The 17,609-nt window shown below is 69.7% G+C and carries 15 protein-coding genes and 1 pseudogene; 10 read left to right on the forward strand and 6 right to left on the reverse strand.

Annotated features, from left to right (window positions below; translation table 11 throughout):
• The first annotated feature begins 52 nt into the window (after positions 1-52).
• Entirely contained in the window at positions 53-1,084 is a 1,032-nt protein-coding gene (locus ACZ7OI_RS35130; protein WP_470268391.1) for an SDR family oxidoreductase, read from the forward strand.
• On the opposite strand, the gene ACZ7OI_RS35135 is transcribed toward ACZ7OI_RS35130, so the two are convergent.
• Positions 1,068-1,820 (reverse strand): SDR family oxidoreductase, encoded by a 753-nt coding sequence (locus tag ACZ7OI_RS35135; RefSeq protein ID WP_470268392.1) that lies wholly within the window; start codon positions 1,818-1,820, stop codon positions 1,068-1,070. The genes ACZ7OI_RS35130 and ACZ7OI_RS35135 overlap by 17 nt on opposite strands.
• Positions 1,821-1,878: 58 nt before the next feature.
• Here ACZ7OI_RS35135 and ACZ7OI_RS35140 point away from each other — a divergent pair, with 58 nt between their 5' ends.
• Entirely contained in the window at positions 1,879-2,511 is a 633-nt protein-coding gene (locus ACZ7OI_RS35140; RefSeq protein WP_470268393.1) for a class I SAM-dependent methyltransferase, read from the forward strand.
• A 45-nt stretch (positions 2,512-2,556) separates the two neighbouring features.
• Here ACZ7OI_RS35140 and ACZ7OI_RS35145 read toward each other — a convergent pair whose 3' ends face one another.
• On the reverse strand, positions 2,557-4,458 hold the full coding sequence (locus ACZ7OI_RS35145; protein ID WP_470268394.1) for a S8 family peptidase: 1,902 nt from the start codon (positions 4,456-4,458) through the stop codon (positions 2,557-2,559).
• Between the two features lie 164 nt (positions 4,459-4,622).
• Here ACZ7OI_RS35145 and ACZ7OI_RS35150 point away from each other — a divergent pair, with 164 nt between their 5' ends.
• Positions 4,623-5,816: an MFS transporter gene (locus ACZ7OI_RS35150; RefSeq protein WP_470268395.1), complete on the forward strand. Its 1,194-nt coding sequence runs from the start codon at positions 4,623-4,625 to the stop codon at positions 5,814-5,816.
• 37 nt (positions 5,817-5,853) lie between these two features.
• Positions 5,854-6,360, forward strand: a complete 507-nt coding sequence (locus tag ACZ7OI_RS35155) for a GNAT family N-acetyltransferase (RefSeq protein WP_470268396.1) — start codon at positions 5,854-5,856, stop codon at positions 6,358-6,360.
• On the opposite strand, the gene lpdA is transcribed toward ACZ7OI_RS35155, so the two are convergent.
• The 4 genes and pseudogenes from lpdA to pip form a co-directional block, all read right to left on the reverse strand.
• A complete protein-coding gene (gene lpdA, locus ACZ7OI_RS35160; protein WP_470268397.1) occupies positions 6,350-7,735 on the reverse strand; it encodes a dihydrolipoyl dehydrogenase in 1,386 nt (461 codons plus the stop codon). The two genes, ACZ7OI_RS35155 and lpdA, sit on opposite strands and share 11 nt — an antisense overlap.
• A 224-nt stretch (positions 7,736-7,959) precedes the next feature.
• Positions 7,960-8,739, reverse strand: coding sequence for a lysophospholipid acyltransferase family protein (locus tag ACZ7OI_RS35165; protein ID WP_470268398.1), 780 nt, complete (start codon positions 8,737-8,739; stop codon positions 7,960-7,962).
• A gap of 55 nt (positions 8,740-8,794) precedes the next feature.
• A complete protein-coding gene (locus ACZ7OI_RS35170; RefSeq protein WP_470268663.1) occupies positions 8,795-9,199 on the reverse strand; it encodes a nitroreductase family deazaflavin-dependent oxidoreductase in 405 nt (134 codons plus the stop codon).
• Between the two features lie 75 nt (positions 9,200-9,274).
• Positions 9,275-10,213, reverse strand: a pseudogene (pip, locus tag ACZ7OI_RS35175) (prolyl aminopeptidase); the annotation flags it as partial.
• Between the two features lie 91 nt (positions 10,214-10,304).
• Between pip and ACZ7OI_RS35180 the strand changes: the two are divergent.
• The 6 genes from ACZ7OI_RS35180 (at position 10,305) to ACZ7OI_RS35205 (ending at position 17,499) form a co-directional block, all read left to right on the forward strand.
• On the forward strand, positions 10,305-10,988 hold the full coding sequence (locus ACZ7OI_RS35180; RefSeq protein WP_470268399.1) for a response regulator transcription factor: 684 nt from the start codon (positions 10,305-10,307) through the stop codon (positions 10,986-10,988).
• Between the two features lie 5 nt (positions 10,989-10,993).
• On the forward strand, positions 10,994-12,259 hold the full coding sequence (locus ACZ7OI_RS35185) for a sensor histidine kinase (protein ID WP_470268400.1): 1,266 nt from the start codon (positions 10,994-10,996) through the stop codon (positions 12,257-12,259).
• Between the two features lie 657 nt (positions 12,260-12,916).
• Entirely contained in the window at positions 12,917-14,299 is a 1,383-nt protein-coding gene (locus tag ACZ7OI_RS35190; protein WP_344287478.1) for an amino acid permease, read from the forward strand.
• A complete protein-coding gene (locus ACZ7OI_RS35195) occupies positions 14,296-15,072 on the forward strand; it encodes a carbon-nitrogen hydrolase family protein (RefSeq protein ID WP_470268401.1) in 777 nt (258 codons plus the stop codon). Before ACZ7OI_RS35190 ends, ACZ7OI_RS35195 begins: the two co-directional genes overlap by 4 nt.
• A complete protein-coding gene (locus ACZ7OI_RS35200) occupies positions 15,069-16,763 on the forward strand; it encodes a flavin monoamine oxidase family protein (protein ID WP_470268402.1) in 1,695 nt (564 codons plus the stop codon). Before ACZ7OI_RS35195 ends, ACZ7OI_RS35200 begins: the two co-directional genes overlap by 4 nt.
• A gap of 106 nt (positions 16,764-16,869) precedes the next feature.
• Entirely contained in the window at positions 16,870-17,499 is a 630-nt protein-coding gene (locus tag ACZ7OI_RS35205; protein WP_067582875.1) for a TetR/AcrR family transcriptional regulator, read from the forward strand.
• Positions 17,500-17,609: the final 110 nt, after the last annotated feature.

The raw sequence follows: 17,609 nt of genomic DNA on the forward strand, positions 1-17,609 counted from the left end.
AGTGAGAAGTAAGCCTTGGATTTATCAGCTGGGCGAGGACAGGATCGAAGACATGAGCAGCACACGCGTGGCCCTCGTGGCCGGGGCCAACGGGATCATCGGCCGGAAACTCGTCTCTCACCTGCGAACTCTCGACGGCTGGGAGGTGCTCGGGCTCTCCCGTCGCGGCGGGCCGGGCGGCCTCGCCGTCGACCTGCTCGACCCGGCGGGCACCCGGGCGGCGCTGGCCGGCGTCGGCGCGACGCACCTGTTCTACGCGGCCTACCAGGACCGGCCGACGTGGGCGGAACTCGTGCCGCCGAACGTCGCGATGCTGGAGAACCTGGTGAACGGCCTCGACGAAGGCCCGCTGGAGCACGTCAGCCTGATGCAGGGCTACAAGGTCTACGGCGCACATCTCGGCCCGTTCAAGACTCCCGCCCGCGAAGCCGACGCCGGACAGCACATGCCGCCGGAGTTCAACGTGGACCAGCAAAAGTTCCTGGAACGCCGGGCCGCGGCCAGCGGCTGGTCGTGGTCGGCGATCCGGCCGTCCGTAGTCGGCGGAACGACTCTGGGCAACCCGATGAACCTCGCGCTCGTCATCGCGGTCTACGCCTCGATCTCGAAGGAACTCGGCCTGCCGCTGCGGTTTCCCGGCAAGCCCGGCGCGTACGACAGCCTGCTGGAGATGACTGACGCACAGTTGCTCGCCGAAGGCACGGTGTGGGCGGCGACGTCGAGCCGCAACGAAGCGTTCAACATCGCCAACGGTGACCTCTTCCGCTGGCGAGAGCTGTGGCCGAAGCTGGCCGCGTACTTCGACCTCGAAGTCGCTCCGCCGCTACAGCTGCCACTGACCACGGTGATGGCCGACAAGGAACCACTGTGGACGGAGATGGCCGCGAAGCACGGCCTCACTGCTTCGTACGCCGACGTGTCTTCGTGGGCCTTCGGCGACTTCGTGTTCTCGTGGGACTACGACATGTTCGCGGACACGTCAAAGTCACGCCGCGCCGGTTTTCATTCCTATGTGGACACTGAGCGGATGTTCTACCGGCTGTTCGACGAGTTCCGCCGCGACGGCGTCATCCCCGGCCGATGAACGGCATCGTGGTGGCGGTGATGGTGAGGAACTGGACGTTGGCGTCCAGCGGCAATCCCGCCATGTAGAGCACTGCGTCGGCGACGTGGCCCGCGTCGAAGGTCGGCTCGGCCAGCAGCCGTCCGTCGGCCTGCGGGGTGCCCGCGGCCATCCGCTCGGTCATTTCGGTGGCCGCGTTGCCGATGTCGATCTGTCCGCACGCGACATTCCAGGCGCGGCCGTCGAGCGAGATCGACCGGGTGAGGCCGGTGATCGCGTGCTTGGTTGCGGTGTAGGCAACGCTCGCCGGGCGCGGGACGTGCGCGGAGATCGAGCCGTTGTTGATGATCCGGCCGCCGCGGGGGTCCTGGTCGCGCATCAGCCGCACGGCCTGCTGCGCGCAGAGGAACATCCCGGTGAGGTTCGTGTCGACAGTGCGCCGCCAGTCCTCGACGGACAGATCCGCGACGGTGCCGCCGAGCGACACTCCGGCGTTGTTCACCAGCAGGTCCAGCCGGCCCCACTCGCTGCGCACCGCCGAGAAAAGTGCCTCCACCGACGCGGGATCGGCGACGTCCGTGGGAACGACCAGCGCCTTCGCGTCCGAACCGGCCGTCTCGCGCAAGGCGTCCTCGCGACGTCCGGCGAGCGCGACCCGGTACCCGGCGCCGAGCAGCGCTTCGGCGATCCGGCGGCCCAGCCCGGAACCTGCCCCAGTGACCACAGCGGTCTTCTCCGACACAGTCTTCTCCAGCACCTGGCCTCCTCGAAAGTCCGTTCGCCCGCACGTTGCCATATCGCGGCACACTGGGTTCATGGGACCACGTGACACTCTGCTCGCCGGCCTCGCCAAACAGCTGGGCCATCCGCGGGGCCGGGCCGGGCAGGCTGTTGTCCGGCTGCTCAACAACGTCAACCGCGGCCCGGTCACCGGAGCGGTCGACGCGCTGGAGATCCGGCGCGGCGAAACCGCGCTGGACCTCGGTTTCGGCGGCGGGCTGGGCCTCGACCTGCTGCTGCGCGCCACCGAGGGCGGCACCGTGCACGGCGCGGAAATCTCCGAGACAGCGCTGGCCCGCGCGCGACGGACGTTCCCGAAGAACCTCGCCGCCGGACGGCTGGTGCTGCACCAAGCCGGAATGGCCGAGCTTCCGCTGGAAGACGGGACGATCGACGCGGCGCTGACCGTCAACACGGTCTACTTCATTCCCGATCTGGCGCCCGCGTTCGCGGAGGTCGCGCGGGTGCTCGCGGACGGCGGCCGGTTCGTCGTCGGCGTCGGAGATCCCGAAATGATGCGCGAAATGCCGTTCACCGGCCACGGCTTCCGGCTGCGCCCGCCGGAAGAGATCGAAAACGCACTCGCGGACGCCGGGCTGGAACTCCGCCGCCACGACCGCCTCGGCGACGGGCCGCGCGCGTTCCACCTGCTGGTCGCCGGGCGCTGAAAAGGGCGGGCTCCCCAGTCGGGGAACCCGCCCTTCCCGATGCCGCTACTTCTTCGGCACGCCCAGCGCGGCCAGCGCCGGACCGGCCATGATCACGCCGTTGCCGGTCACCGCGTCGAACCCGGGCGCGCCGAGGTCGATCGCGCTCGACACCAGCGCCGTGCGGACGTCCGCCGGGGTCGCGGACGGCTTGCCGGACAGCAGCAGCGCCGCGATCGCCGCCGCGTGCGGGGCCGCCGCCGAGGTCCCGAAGAACGGCTGGAAGCCGGTCACCGAGGTGGCCACGCCGTCGGCCGCGGTGATGTCCGGCTTCGCGCGGGTCGCGCCGCCGGTCGAGGACACGTTGCCCGGGGTCAGCTCAGTGCCGTCGGCGTTGTAGAAGAGGTGCCGCTGGCCGTCCGAGGTGAAGCGCTCCCACTTGCTGGCCGAGGTGAACGGGCCCGGGTACGGGCCGGCCGGGTTCGCCGGGTCGCCGGTCTCCAGCGGCCGCCCGAACGCGGTCGCCGCCGGGGCCGCGGCCACCGAGAACGCCGCGGCTGCCGCCGAATGGCCCGAGGTGACGCCCGCGGTGCTGAAGCCCTTGAGCGAACCGGAGTCGACGAACCGGCCGCGGACCACGTTGACCGCGAAGAACCGGTCCTGGCCGCTGTACTTGACCACCGCGAGGCGGTAGCCGGAGCCGGACGTCGGCACGGTCAGGCTCTCGTACGGGTTCTGCGAACCGTCCTGCGCGTTGGCGCTGGAGGCGACGACGCTGCCGGAAGCGTTGAGCAGGAACAGGTCGTAGTCGTTGGCCGAGTGTCCCCACGGGTCCGACCAGAACAGCGTCACCGGCCTGCCGAGCGAGCCCGGCGACAACGGGTCGGTGGTCTGCACGCCGGAGCCGGGGTCGAAGTCGTGCGGGGTGCCGGTGACGCCCGGCAGCGTGGTGCCGGACGAGCGGAAGTCGCCCTCGTAGTAGCCGCTGCTGCCGTCGGTGAGGTTGCCGGAGTTGCCCGCGGAGGAGAAGTAGAGCGCGCCGGCCGCGGTCACGTCGTTGACCGCCTGCGCGACCTGCGTGTCCTGGAACGGCGACTCGTCGAAGTACGCGACGTCGTCGACGATCACCGTGCACTTGCCGGTGTTGCGCAGCGCGCGGATGTTGTCCGCGAAGCTCGACTCGCTGGTGAAGGCGGTGGCGAAACCGAGCGTCGCGCCCGGGGCGAGGTCGTGCACGATCTCCAGCATCGCGGTGCCTTCGTCGCCGCTGCCTGCCTGGCCGGGCAGCACGTCGACCGCGGGAAGTTCTCCGGCGTCCTGCGACTTCTTCAGCGAGTTGACGCCGTCGGAAAGCACGCAGACCTTCACGCCGGTGCCGTTCACGCCGTAATCCGTGCGGGCGGTGTCCGCGCCGTGGGCTTTGTCCCCTTCGGACACCTGCACGGCGGCGACGGCCTTCTTGGCCAGCTGCCGGCGCTGCGCGTCGGGCTCGTTCCAGGTCATCGCCTGCGTCGCGGGCTGGACCTGGCGGACGTCGCCGCGCGCCGCGATCCGGTCCACCGCGTTCAGCGGCAGCTGGGCGCGAATCGAGCCATCGGACGAGGTGGACTGAACGGTGCCGCCCGCGGCGCGCACAGCCTTCGCGATCGCGGCGCCCGCAGTGCCGGCGATGTCCACCGAAACCGTGCCAGTCTGGCTGACCGGCAGGCCGGTGCGGTAATCCGGAAGCAGCGCGGCGAGACCGCGGTCGGCGCGCAGGCGCTTCTCCACGACGAGCTGGCTGGACTGTTTCCGCTCGGCCGGGCTGAGGGTCTTCTTGATCCCCTGCAGCGCGCTGATCCCGGCTCCGGAGCGCGCGTTCGCCACGTCCGCGGCAGACGGCTGCGCGACGGCGATCCCGCTCCCGGCGAGCACGACCCCGACCGCCAGCGGCACCGAATACGCGGCCACCCGGCTCGTTCTTCTCATGACAACTCCTGTTCTCGCCCCCGGCCACCGACTGTGGTCACGTGAATCTAAAGAGCGACCGCGAGTAAGACCACCGACCAAAGTGGTATCTGCCCGGATGGCCCACCTGGTGAGACTTCAACGGGCCCTTTCCGGCGCGGAACCGGAGCTGGCACTCTGCTCAGGTGGCGAACCTGGGGAGGGATTTCGCGCGGCTGTGGGCTGCGTACGCGATCAGCACGGCGGGCAGCACGGTCGGAGCGGGCGCGCTCGGGCTCGTCGCGGTGCTCGTGCTCGACGCTCCCGCGTGGCAGGTCTCCCTGATCACCGCCATCTCGGCCGCCTCCAGCGCCGTTCTCGCTTTCCCGCTCGGGCCGCGCGTCGAGTTCGCCCGGAAACGTCCCGCGATGATCACCGGAGACCTGGTCCGCTGCGCCGCATTGGCGAGCGTGCCGTTGGCGGCTGCGCTGCACGTGCTGACCATGCCGCAGCTCTATGCCGTCGACATCGTCGTGGCCACCGCGGCCGTCATCTTCTCCGCGGCCAGCGGCGCGCATCTCAAAGCCCTTGTCGCGCCGGACGAGCGGGCAGTCGCGTTGAGCCGCTTCGAGAGCACCGATTGGATCTGCTGGTCAGCCGGACCGCCGTTGGGCGGCGTCTTGATCAGCGCGCTGGGCGCTACCGCGACGATGCTCATCGACGCTTTCTCGTTCCTGTTGTCCGCTCTCGGAATCCGTCGCTTGCATGCGCCGGAGCCGCCGCCTGCGGTTGCTTCAGGACCTGCGCGCCGAGGGTTCACAGACGGATGGCGTTACCTGCTGCGCAGTCCTGAACTACGGCCGTTGTTCTTCAACTCGGTGTTGTTCAGCGGCGCGGTCCTTTGGGTCACGCCGCTGCAAACCGTGCTGATGCTGCGGGATCTCGGCTTCGCGCCATGGGAATACGGGCTCGTGCTCGGCGTCCCCTGCCTCGGCGGACTCCTCGGCGCTCGTCTCGCACCGGCGCTCAGTTCTCGATACGGTGCGCCGAAAGTGTTGCTGTGGACCAGTTTCGCGCGTACGCCGTGGTTGCTCGCGCTGCCGCTCGCAATTCCCGGGCCTGCCGGAGTCGCCTTACTGATCGCCGCGAACTTCGGGCTGTTGCTGGTGGCGGGCATCTTCAACCCGACCTACTCGGCGTACCGGCTGTCGCTGATCGACGACACTGTTCTGACGCGAACCCTCACCGCTTGGTCGACCGGAACCCGTACCGCCAAACCGATTTTCATCACCCTGGGCGGGATCGCTGCCGGAGTGCTCGGTGTGCGCTTCTCGCTGGAGATTGGCGCCGCGCTCTGCCTCCTCAGCGCGGCCGCGTTGCCCGCCCGGCGAGCCGGGTGATCAGTTTTTGTCGGTGGTGCCGGTTACCGTGGCTGGCATGTTCAAGATCGACCGCGCGACCGCTGCCGACGCCGCCGCGCTCACCGACCTCATGCACTCGTCATCGGCCTACCAAGGCCAGTACGCCTCGATCCTGGAGGGATACGCCGTCACCGCGGATTACCTTCGTCAGCACCAGATTCTGGTCGCACGCGGACCGTCCGGACCGCTCGGGTTCGCCGCGCTCACCGATGCCGAACTGGATCTGCTGTTCGTCGCCGACGACGCGCAGGGCACGGGGTTGGGCGCCCGGCTGGTGCGGCAAATCCTTGACGTGGCAAGGGAAAACGGGCTGCCCGAAGTGCGCGTGGTGTCGCATCCGCCCGCGGTGAAGTTCTACGAACGCATGGGCGCCCGGCAGGTCGGGACTGTGCCGCCGAAGCCGCCGAAGATCTCGTGGTCCCGTCCGGAGTTGGTGTTTTCCTTGTCCGAGCCCGAAAACGACAGCGCCCCGGCCCGCGAAACCACCGCGGACCAGGGCGACCGTCGAAGAATCAGAAGTTGATCATATGTCCGGCCAGACCGTGCACCGCTTCCTTGACCGCCTCGCCCAGTGTCGGGTGGGCATGCACGTTGCGCGAAACCTCGTGCACCGTAAGGTCCCACTGCTGCGCCAGCGTCAGCTCCGGCAGCAGCTCCGTCACGTCCGGGCCGATGAGGTGCGCGCCGAGCAGTTCGCCGTATTTCGCGTCGCTCAGCACCTTCACGAAGCCCGCCGCGTCGCCGAGGCCGTGCGCCTTGCCGTTGGCCGTGAACGGGAATTTCGACACCTGGACGTCAAAGCCCTTCTCGCGCGCCTGTTCCTCGGTCCAGCCGAAGCTCGCGATCTGCGGCTGGCAGTAGGTCGCGCGCGGGATCATCACGAAGTCCAGTTCCATGGTCTCCGCGCCGGCGATCGTCTCCGCCGCCACGATGCCCATCGACTCCGACGCGTGCGCCAGCATCAGCTTCGCCGTCACGTCGCCGATCGCGAACAGGTGCGGCACGTTCGTCCGGCCGCGGCCGTCGATCGCGATCGCGCCGCGCTCGGTGACCTCGACGCCGGTGTTCTCCAGCCCGTAGCCCTCGACGTTCGGCCGGAACCCGATGGCCTGCAACACCTTGTCCGCCTCGAGCACCTGCTGCTCGCCGTTCTTCGACACGGTCACCAGCACCTGGGATCCCGAGTCGTCGATCGCCTCGACCTTGGTGCCCAGCAGCACCTTGATCCCCAGCTTGCGGTAGCGCTTCGCCAGCTCGGCCGAGACCTCGGCGTCCTCGAGCGGCACCATCCGGTCGAGGAACTCGACGATGGTCACGTCCACGCCGTAGTTGCGCAGCACGTAGGCGAACTCCACGCCGATCGCGCCGGCGCCCGCGATCACGATGCTGCCCGGCAGTTCGCTTTCGAGGATCTGCTTTTCGTAGGTGACCACGCGCTCGCTGCGCTGCGTGCCCGGCAGCAGCCGAGCCGTCGCGCCGGTCGCGATGATGCCGTAGGTGAAGGTGATCCGCTCGCCGTTCACCTCGAGGGTGTTGGCGTCGACGAAGGTGCCTCGCCCGTCGTACTCGGTGATCTTGTTCTTCTTCATCAGGAAGTGCACGCCCTTGACGCGCCCGTCCGCCACCTTGCGGCTGCGCTCGTACGCCGCGGTGTAGTCGAACCGGATCTCCCCGTCGGAGGAGATGCCGTAGGTCTTGGCCTCCTCCTTCACCGTGTGCGCCAGCTCGGCGTTGCGCAGCAGCGCCTTCGAAGGGATGCAGCCGACGTTGAGGCACACCCCGCCCCAGTACTTCTCTTCCACGACCGCCACGCTCAGGCCCAGCTGCGAAGCCCGGATCGCCGCGACGTACCCACCGACTCCGGCCCCGAGGACCACCACGTCATAGTCTGCGCTCATACCGTTGAAACTACCCGCCGCGCCCGCGCGGGGCGGCGTGACGGCGCCCGCTTTCGGACCGGCGGCCGCCCGCTCCGGCGCATTCCCGGACGGCGGATCCTGGCGATGCTCGCCGGAACCGGACGTCACCTGGTCCGCGACGCGGCATCGGGCGCGGCTGAATTGTCCACAATGGTCGCCGCCGCGTTCCCCGGCGCACCGGGCCGGACCGCCGGATCCGGTTGTCAGACCGGCGGGCGCACGCCCCGGATGCCGATCAGCAGATCCGTCACCGCGGCCATGATCCGCGCCGTCGCCTCCTCCAGCACGTCCCTGGTCAGCTCGCGCCCGCGCAGGTCGGCGAGATCGACCGGCGGCCCGGCGACGAACTCGATCTTCCGCCGCGGCAGGACGCGCGGGAACCGCGAGCCGGCGGGCAGCAGTTCGTGCGTGCCCCAGTTCGCGACCGGGATCACCGGCACGCCGGTCTCCAGCGCGATCCGCGCCGCGCCGGTCTTGCCCTTGGCAGGCCAGCCGTCCGGATCGGCCGACAGCCCGGCCTCCGGGAAGATCGCCACGCATTCGCCCGCCCGCACCGCCGCGACGGCGTCGCGGTACGCGCCCGCCGCGGTCGGCGCGCCCCGGTGGACCGGGATGTGCTTGCCCGAACGCATCACCGACTTGATCACCGGCGCGTTCCACAGGCTCGCCTTGGCCAGGTACCGAGGCACCCGGCCGGAGCCTAGGCAGAACGCGGTGAGCGTCGTCGGGTCGGCGTTCGACAGGTGGTTGGAGGCCACCACGACCCCGCCCGAGGCCGGGATGTTCCGCGCGCCGCGCACGCGGAACCGGCTCGTGAGGGCGAGCAGCTGCCAGACGACCTCGATCGCGAAGTGGTACCAGGCTCCCCGCCCGGACTTCGCGAACCTCCTGCCGTACTTCTGCATGCCGCGGAAGCCGAGCAGCTCCCCTTCGAGAGGGGTCCAGTTGTCCCGGGTCCGGGTGCGCAGCGCCATGAGCGTCATTCGTAGCGGAAGACGCTCCGGTTCGGCGCCGCGCGGACCCGGGACGCGGCGGGAATCACACCCGCTCGAGCACCACCACGGGGATCTCGCGGTCGGTCTTCTTCTGGTAGTCGTTGTAGGCGGGCCACACCGCGGCGAGCTTGTCCCACAGCCGGGCGCGTTCCTCGCCGGTCGCGGTCCGGGCGCGCGCGGTGAACTTGTCCGCCCGCACCTGCACGCGGACCTCGGGGTTCTCCTGAAGGTTCAGGTACCAGCCGGGGTGGTTCTCCGCGCCGCCCTTCGAGGCGACGATCACCGGGTTGCCGTCGTCCTCCTGGTAGATGAGGGCGAACTTGCGGTCCTGTCCCGTCTTGCGGCCCTTCGTGGTGAGCACCAGCGTCGGCACGCCCTCCTGCCAGTCGTGCCCGACCTCCCCGTCGGTCTCCTCGTAGCGGCGAACGTGCTCGTCACCGAACAGCATGCGGATTTCCTTTCGTTCGACTTCCGCGCTCGACAGCCCGGACCTGCCCTCCCACCCTGCCGCGAACCGGTCGGTCGCGCTGATCAGCTCGTGCAGCGTGCCCGGTTCGTCGAAGGCGTGCCCGGCGTCGCCGATCATCTTCAGCTCGGCGCCCGGCAGCACCTGCGCGAGTTCCCAGGCGGTGGTGGCGGGAGTGACCACGTCGTACCTGCCCTGCACCAGAACACACGGGATGCCCGAGAGCTTCCCGGCGCCGCGGATCAGCTGGTCAGGGGCGAGCCAGCCGCCGTGGCGGAAGTAGTGGTTCTCGATCCGCGCGATCGCGAGCGCGAACTCCGGCTCGGCGAACGCGGCCACCACTTCTTCCTGCGGCGTGAACTTGACGGTCTCGCCCTCCCACCGGCTCCAGGCGAGCGCGGCGGGCCCGTGCACGTTCGGATCCGGGTGATTCAGCAGTTCGTGGTAGACCTCCAGCAGGTCGCCGCCGCGGCGCGCGTACGGCACCGGTGCGAGAAACCGCGACCAAGCCTCGGGGAACAGGCATGCCGCGCCCCCGCCGAAGAGCCACTGCACTTCCTTCAGCCGCAGTGTCGCGACGCCGCGCAGGACCAGTTCGGTCACCCGCTCCGGATGCGTCTCGGCGTAGGCGAGCGCGAGCACGCTCCCCCACGAGCCGCCGAACAGCTGCCACCGGTCGATGCCGCGGTCCTCGCGCAGCTGCTCCATGTCGGACACCAGATGCCAGGTCGTGTTCACCGAGAGGTCGACGTCCGGCTCGCTGCAGTGCGGCGTGCTCCGGCCGCAGCCGCGCTGGTCGAACAGCACGATCCGGTAGCGCTCCGGGTCGAACAGCCGCCGGTGCCGCGCCGACGCGCCGCCCCCGGGGCCGCCGTGCAGGAACGCGACCGGTTTGCCCTCGGGATTGCCGCATTCCTCCCAATACAGCGTATTGCCGTCTCCGACCGGCAGCATCCCGTGGTCGTACGGATCGAGTTCCGGGTACAGACCGAGCATGCAGCCACTATGCCCGACCTCGGCCGCGTCCCGCTGAGGGTCCACTGTGGACGCGCGGACACGGCAGGGAGGGGCCGGTTAGGCTTCCCGCATGGCGAAGGTACTGGTGGTGGAGGACGACGCGGCGATCGGCAGCGTCCTCGACTCCGCGCTGCGCGGGCACGGCCACACAGTGCAATGGTGCCGGGACGGCCGGAGCGCGCTGCGCGAGACCTCGGCCGATCTCGTGCTGCTGGACCTGGGCCTCCCGGACGTCGACGGCGTCGAGGTGTGCCGGCGGCTGCGCTCGGCCATGCCGGGCGCGGTGCTGGTGATCCTCACCGCGCGGGCGGACGAGATGGACGTCGTGGTCGGGCTGGAGGCCGGGGCCGACGACTACCTCACCAAGCCCATCCGGCTGGCCGAACTGCTCGCCAGGGTGCGCGCGCACCTCCGCCGCGGCGCGCCCGCCGCGCCGTCGACGCCGGTCGTGCGGATCGGCGCGCTGGAGGTCGACATCGCGAGCAGGCGGGTCAGCCTGAACGGCCGGGAGGTCGCGCTGCGGGCGCGGGAGTTCGACCTGCTCGCGCGGCTGGCCGTCCAGCCGGGGCAGGCGGTCAGCCGCGAGACGCTGATGTCCGACGTGTGGGATTCGCACTGGCACGGCTCCACCAAGACGCTCGACGTGCACATCGCCGCGCTGCGCCGGAAGCTGGCCTCGGCCGCCGAGTCGCCGTACGAGGTGCCGAGGATCGCGACCTTGCGCGGGCACGGATACCGGTTGGAAGGGGACTGAACGGAGTGCGCCGCCGGATCGTGACGCTCACCGTCCTCGCGGCGGTCCTGGCCACGAGCCTGTTCGGGCTGCCGCTCGCCGTCGGGGCGCTGTGGTACTTCCGCACGCACACCACGTCCGCGCTGGAGCGGGCCGCCGACGGCACGGCCGTCGCGGTGTCCGACGCGCTCGCCGCTGCCGAGCCCTTCCAGGTCCCGGACAACGAGGACGGCGCCGAGGTCGGGGTCTACGACCCGGCGGGCAAACTCCTCGCCGGAGACGGCCCGCCCACCGCGGACGACGTCGTGCGCGGGGTCGCCGCGAGCCGCAGCGACATGCTGAACCAAAAGGTCGGCGACGAGGATGTGCTGGCCGTGCCGGTGCTGACCGGCGCCCGCCTCACCGGCATCGTGCGCGCCGCGCTCCCCCGGTCCGCGCTGACCCGCGACGTCGGCGCCACCTGGCTGGTGATGGCCGGGTGCGCGATCGGCGCGGTGCTCGCGAGCTGGATGGTCGCCCGCCGGATCGCCGCGCGGCTGACCCGCCCGCTGGAAGACCTGGCCTGCGCCGCCGCACGCCTGGGCGAAGGCGACTTCTCCGCACGGTCCCGGCGCTCGGCGATCCCGGAAATCGACCGCGTCGGCGCGGCTCTGGACGTCACCGCGACCCGCATCGGCGAAACCCTGGAACGAGAGCGAGCCTTCTCCGCCGAAGCGTCCCACCAACTGCGCACCCCGCTCGCCGGGCTCCGCCTGCAGCTGGAATCCGCCCTGGAAACCCCTGGCCGCGACCCCTATGCCGCCATCCGCGCCGGAATCACCGCGGCCGACCGGTTGGAACGCACCGTCGAAGACCTGCTCGCGCTGTCCCGGGAACGCCGTACCCCTCGCGACGAACTGGACCTCACCGCCCTCCTGGCCGAGCTGACCGAAGGCCCGCTGCCCGACCACCGCGAGCTGCGCCTGGAAATCACCGACCCGCCGCCAGTCCGCGCATCGGCCCCCGCGGTCCGGCAAGTGCTCGCGGTGCTGCTGGACAACGCGCTGAACCACGGCGAAGGCACGATCACCGTCCGAGCCCGCGACGCCGGCGGCGCCCTGGCGGTAGACGTCGTCGACGAAGGCCCGGACCTCGGCGAACGCGACCCGTTCGCCGACCACACCCCCGGCGGCCACGGCATAGGCCTCCGCCTGGCCCGAAGCCTGGCCGAAGCCGAAGGCGGCCGCCTACGCCTTTCGCGGCCCGATCCGCCGACGTTCACCTTGCTGCTTCCCGAAGCTCCCGCTTCCTGATCTGGCCCTGCCAGCGCCTCGCTGCTCGTGCGACGAGCGGAATTCCGCCCGCGCCCGACGCCGCCGGGAGTGATCGCGCAGCCCCTTCGCCCACCGGCCTGCCGCAACCCGCCCCGCTGACGGAGCCGATGCACCCACGTCAGGAACCCGCGGTGCCCTAGCCCAGTGCCCCAAGTCGCTCAGCCCAATCAGTCCGCGCGCCCGACGACCAGCACCACCCAGCAACACTCCGCCGCCTCGACCTCCCAACCTCGCGACGCCCGGCCGCCCCGACCTCCCAACCCCGCAACGCAACCCAGAGCACCCTCACCCAACGCCCCACCGCCCTCCGCCCAACCGGCCGCACGCCCGATAACCGAAGCCACCCGATCCCCGCACCCAAACCCGCCGCCGCGAACCCGCTCCCCCGATCACTTACAGTCATTCCCGGCCCGGAAGCCCGAACCTCCCCAGGCCGCACCGCCCCGCAGAAACCGACCCCGAGAGCGCAATGAATCACCCACCGCCACCCTCAATCCGCAACAGATCTCGGTTTTCGGGGCAGTTTTCGATCGATACCGTGGCTCGAAGTCGACAGTGGCGTCACAATGAATCACTAGGAGCCGCCCGGTGAGCACCACCTCCTCCAGTCCTGCGCGCGGGAGGATCGCCGCGGCGATGCTGCGCCGCAAACCGGTCACCGATCTGGTGGCCGAGGCGGATCACGGTCCGCTGAAGCGGTCGCTCGGGCTCAGTCAGCTGACCATGCTCAGCATCGGAGCCACCCTCGGCAGCGGGATTTTCGTGGTGCTCGGCGAGGCGGTCCCGGTGGCCGGGCCTGCAGTCGTGGTCTCGTTCGTGCTCGCGGGGATCACCGCGTTGTTCTCCGCGCTTTCCTACGCCGAACTGGCGGGCATGATTCCGCTGTCGGGCTCCTCTTACTCCTACGCGTATGCGACTCTCGGCGAACTGATCGCCTGGGTGTGCGGCTGGTGTTTGGTGCTGGAGTACGGCGTCTCCGTCGCGTCCGTCGCGGTCGGGTGGGGGCAATACGTCAACGAACTGCTGCATCTGGCGTTCGGCGTGACGTTGCCGGAGGCGCTCAGCGGGCCGCCGGGCGACGGCGGGCTCGTCAACATTCCGGCGATTGTCGTGGTGCTGCTGGCGATGGTGCTGCTGCTGTCCGGCGCGAAGGAGAGCGCGCGGGCCAACGCGATCATGGTCGTGGTGAAGATCGGCACGCTGATTCTGTTCTGCGCCATCGCGTTCACCGCCGTCCGGGCGCAGAACTTCACGCCGTTCCTTCCGCTCGGGCTGGCCGGAATGAGCGCGGGCGGGGCGAAATTGTTCTTCTCCTACATCGGGTTCGACGCCGCCTCCACCGCCGGCGAGGAGGCGCGCAACCCGCAGCGGGACCTGCCGCGCGCGATTCTGCTGTCGCTGGCCATCGTGACCGTGCTCTACTGCCTGGTCGCGTTCGCCGCGATCGGCGCGCTGCCCTGGCAGGAGTTCGGCGACAAGCAGGCCGCGCTGTCGCACGTGCTGACCACGATCTCGAGCAACCCGCTCTGGGCGATCCTGCTCGCGATCGGCGCGATCGTGGCGATCTCCAGCGTCGTGCTGACTGTCCTTTACGGACAGACCCGGATCCTGTTCGCCATGTCCCGCGACGGGCTCGTGCCGAAGTCGCTGTCCACTGTGCATCCGAAAACCGGCGTGCCGCGCACCAACACGCTCGTGGTGTCCGGGTTCGTCGCGGTGCTCGCCGCCTTCATCCCGCTCGGCAAGCTCGCCGACGCCACGAGCATCGGGACGCTGTTCGCGTTCGGGCTGGTCAACATCGCCGTGCTGATCCTGCGCAAGCGCCGTCCCGAAGCCGAGCGCACTTTCCGGGTGCCGTTTTCGCCGGTCACGCCGATCCTCGGCGTGGCGTGCTGTGCCTACATGATGTTCAGCCTCGACGGGGCGACCTGGATCGTGTTCGGCGCGTGGATGCTGCTCGGCCTCGTCATCTACTTCGGCTACAGCATCCGCCGCTCGCGGCTCGCGGAGGTCCGATGATCATCGCCGTCCACCAAGGACCGTACGACCGGCTGCCCGAGGCGATGGCCGCGGCGGCGGAGCGCGGCGCCGAGCTGATCGTGACCTCTGAGATGGGCACGACGGGATACAACATCGGCGCCGAAGCCGTCGCCGAGCTGGCAGAACCGGCGGACGGACCGCACGCGGCCGAACTGGGCGCGTTGGCTGCCAAGCACCGGATCGGGTTGGTCTACGGCTATCCCGAGCGCGACGGCGACGCGGTGTACAACTCGGCGCAACTGCTGTCCGCGCAAGGGGAACGGCTCGCGAACTACCGCAAGACCCACCTCTTCGGCGACCTCGACCGCGACCAGTTCTCCCCCGGCGACGAGCCGGTGGTGCAGGCCGACTTCAACGGCCTCCGCGTCGGTCTGCTGATCTGTTACGACGTCGAGTTTCCCGAGCTGGTCCGCGCGCACGCGCTCGCGGGCACGCAGGTGCTGCTCGTTCCGACCGCGCTGATGCGGCCGTATGAGCGCATCGCCGATTTGCTCATTCCGGTTCGTGCGCACGAAAGCCAGCTGTACGTCGTGTACGCGAATCGCTGTGACACCGAAGGCGAGCTGAGCTACTGCGGACGCTCGACAGTCGCGTCGCCGGATGAAGTCGTCGCGAAAGCCGGGCCGGACGAAGAGCTGCTCTTCGCCGATCTCGACCCCGCCGTGCTCGCTCAAGCGCGAGCCGAAACCCCGTACCTGGCCGACCGACGGCCGTCGCTGTACCGCTCTCTCACCGAAGGACCCCGGGCATGACCTCCGCAGTTCCCGCCGCGATCCACGCCGAGGAACCGGCCGGCAGGCCGATCACGATGTTCGGCCCCGATTTCCCGTTCGCCTACGACGATTACCTCGCCCACCCGGCCGGGCTCGGCACCGTGCCGGAGCAGGCGCACGGCACCGAGGTCGCGGTGATCGGCGGCGGCCTCTCCGGCATCGTGGCCGCCTACGAGCTGATGAAGCTCGGGCTGCGGCCGGTCGTGTACGAGATCGACGGGATCGGCGGACGGCTGCGCACGCACCATTTCCCCGGCCTGCCCGACGACGTCGTCGCCGAGATGGGCGCGATGCGGTTCCCGCCGGCGTCGACGTCGCTGTTCCACTACCTCGACACCGCCGGGCTGGAAACCACGCCGTTCCCGAACCCGCTTTCGCCCGCGACGCCGAGCACGGTCGTCGATCTTAAGGGCCGCAGCCATTACGCGCGCACGCCCGAAGATCTGCCCGATGTGTACGGCGAAGTGGCGAAGGCCTGGCAGCGCACGCTCGATGAGCACGCGTCATTCGCCGAGATGCAGACCGCGATCCGCAATCGCGACGCCGCGACGGTCAAAAAGATCTGGAACGAGCTGGTGCCCCGGCTCGACAACCAGACGTTCTACGGATTCCTGTGCGATTCCCCGGCATTTTCCTCATTCCGGCATCGAGAGATCTTCGGGCAAGTCGGATTCGGCACCGGCGGCTGGGACACCGACTTCCCGAACTCGATTCTCGAAATCCTCCGGGTGGTGTACACCGGCGCGGACGACGAGCACCGCAGCATCGTCGGCGGCAGCGAGCAGCTCCCGCGACGGCTGTGGGAGCACGTCCCGGACCAGCTCGCGCACTGGCCTTCCGGCACGAATCTGGCTTCCCTGCACGAAAACGGCCAGCCTCGACCCGGTGTCACGCGGCTGCACCGCACCGCGCCGAACAACATCACCGTCACCGACGCGTCCGGCCACATCCGCACGTTCGGCGCGGCGGTGTTCACCGCGCAGAGCTGGATGCTGCTCTCGAAGATCGAATGCGACGAGGCGCTGTTCCCGATCGACCACTGGACCGCCATCGAGCGCACGCACTATATGGCTTCCTCCAAGGTGTTCGTGCCCGTCGACCGACCGTTCTGGCTCGACCCGGACCCGGTCACCGGCCGCGACACGATGAGCATGACGCTCACCGACCGGATGCCGCGCGGCACCTATCTTCTCGGCGACGACCCGAACCGGCCCGCGGTGATCTGCCTGTCCTACACGTGGGCCGACGATTCGCTGAAGTGGCTGCCGCTTTCCGTGTCCGACCGCGTCGAGGTGATGTTGCAGTCGCTGCGCGAGATCTACCCCGGCGTCGACGTGCGGCGGCACATCGTGGGCGACCCGGTGACCGTGTCGTGGGAAGCCGAACCGCATTTCATGGGCGCGTTCAAGGCGAACCTGCCCGGGCATTACCGGTACCAGCACCGGCTTTTCACGCACTTCGTGCAGGATTCACTGCCCGAGCGCTATCGCGGTTTATTCCTTGCGGGCGACGACATCTCGTGGACCGCGGGCTGGGCCGAGGGCGCGGTGCAGACCGCGCTCAACGCGGTGTGGGGCGTGCAGCGGCACTTCGGCGGCGCGAGCGATCCGGCGAATCCCGGTCCGGGAGACCGGTTCGCGGACCTCGCGCCGATCGAGCTTCCGGACTGAGCGGGGCCGTCAAGCCGTACCGCGCGGTAGCAGCCGAACGTGTTTCCGCTGCGACATTCCGCCCGGTTAATCCGCCTTACTGAACCGATCATGCCAAACTCATGCCATGAGCACCGATCCGGCGCCGAAGTGGCGGCGACTCGAACCGGACGAACGCAAAGAGCAGATCTACGCCTGTGCGGCGAGACTGTTCGGCGAACGACCGTATTCGGAAGTGTCCACTTCGGACATCGCGGCCGAGGCAGGCGTGGCCCGCGGACTGATCAATCATTATTTCGGAACGAAAAGGGAGTTGTACCTCGAAATAGTTCGGCGTGCGCTTACCGTGCCACGGATTGCGGTGCAGATTCTGCCGGACGGACCGCTGGAAGTGCGCGCGGACGCCGCCATCGACTGGCTGCTCGACATGGTGCGCGGGCAGGAGAAACTGTGGCTCGCCGCGATCGCGCCGGAGGGCATCGGCCGCGACCCGGAGGTGGACCGGATCGTCGCCGAGGCCGACCGAGCGTCGGCCGACCGCGTGCTGGAGGCGGTCGGGCTGTCCCGCGACAGCGCGCACGGCGAGGAACTGAACGCCGCCGTGCGCGCGTTCGCCGGCATGGTCAAGGCGGCGGGCCGCGAGTGGCTCGTGCACCGCTCGCTCGACCGGCACCAGGTCCACACGCTGCTCACGATGTCGCTCGTGACCGTCGTGGGCCAGGTGTTCCCCGCGATCCAGCATCCGCCCCAGCACTGAGGCACCGGAAGGAGAACCCCCGGCACCACGAGGGGGGAGGAAAGTGCCGGGGGCCCCTTCCGGAGGCAAGGCCCCCGGTAGCTGTCCACGCTACGCCGGGAAGGCGTCGA

The organism is Amycolatopsis sp. NPDC114503, from assembly GCF_055633655.1.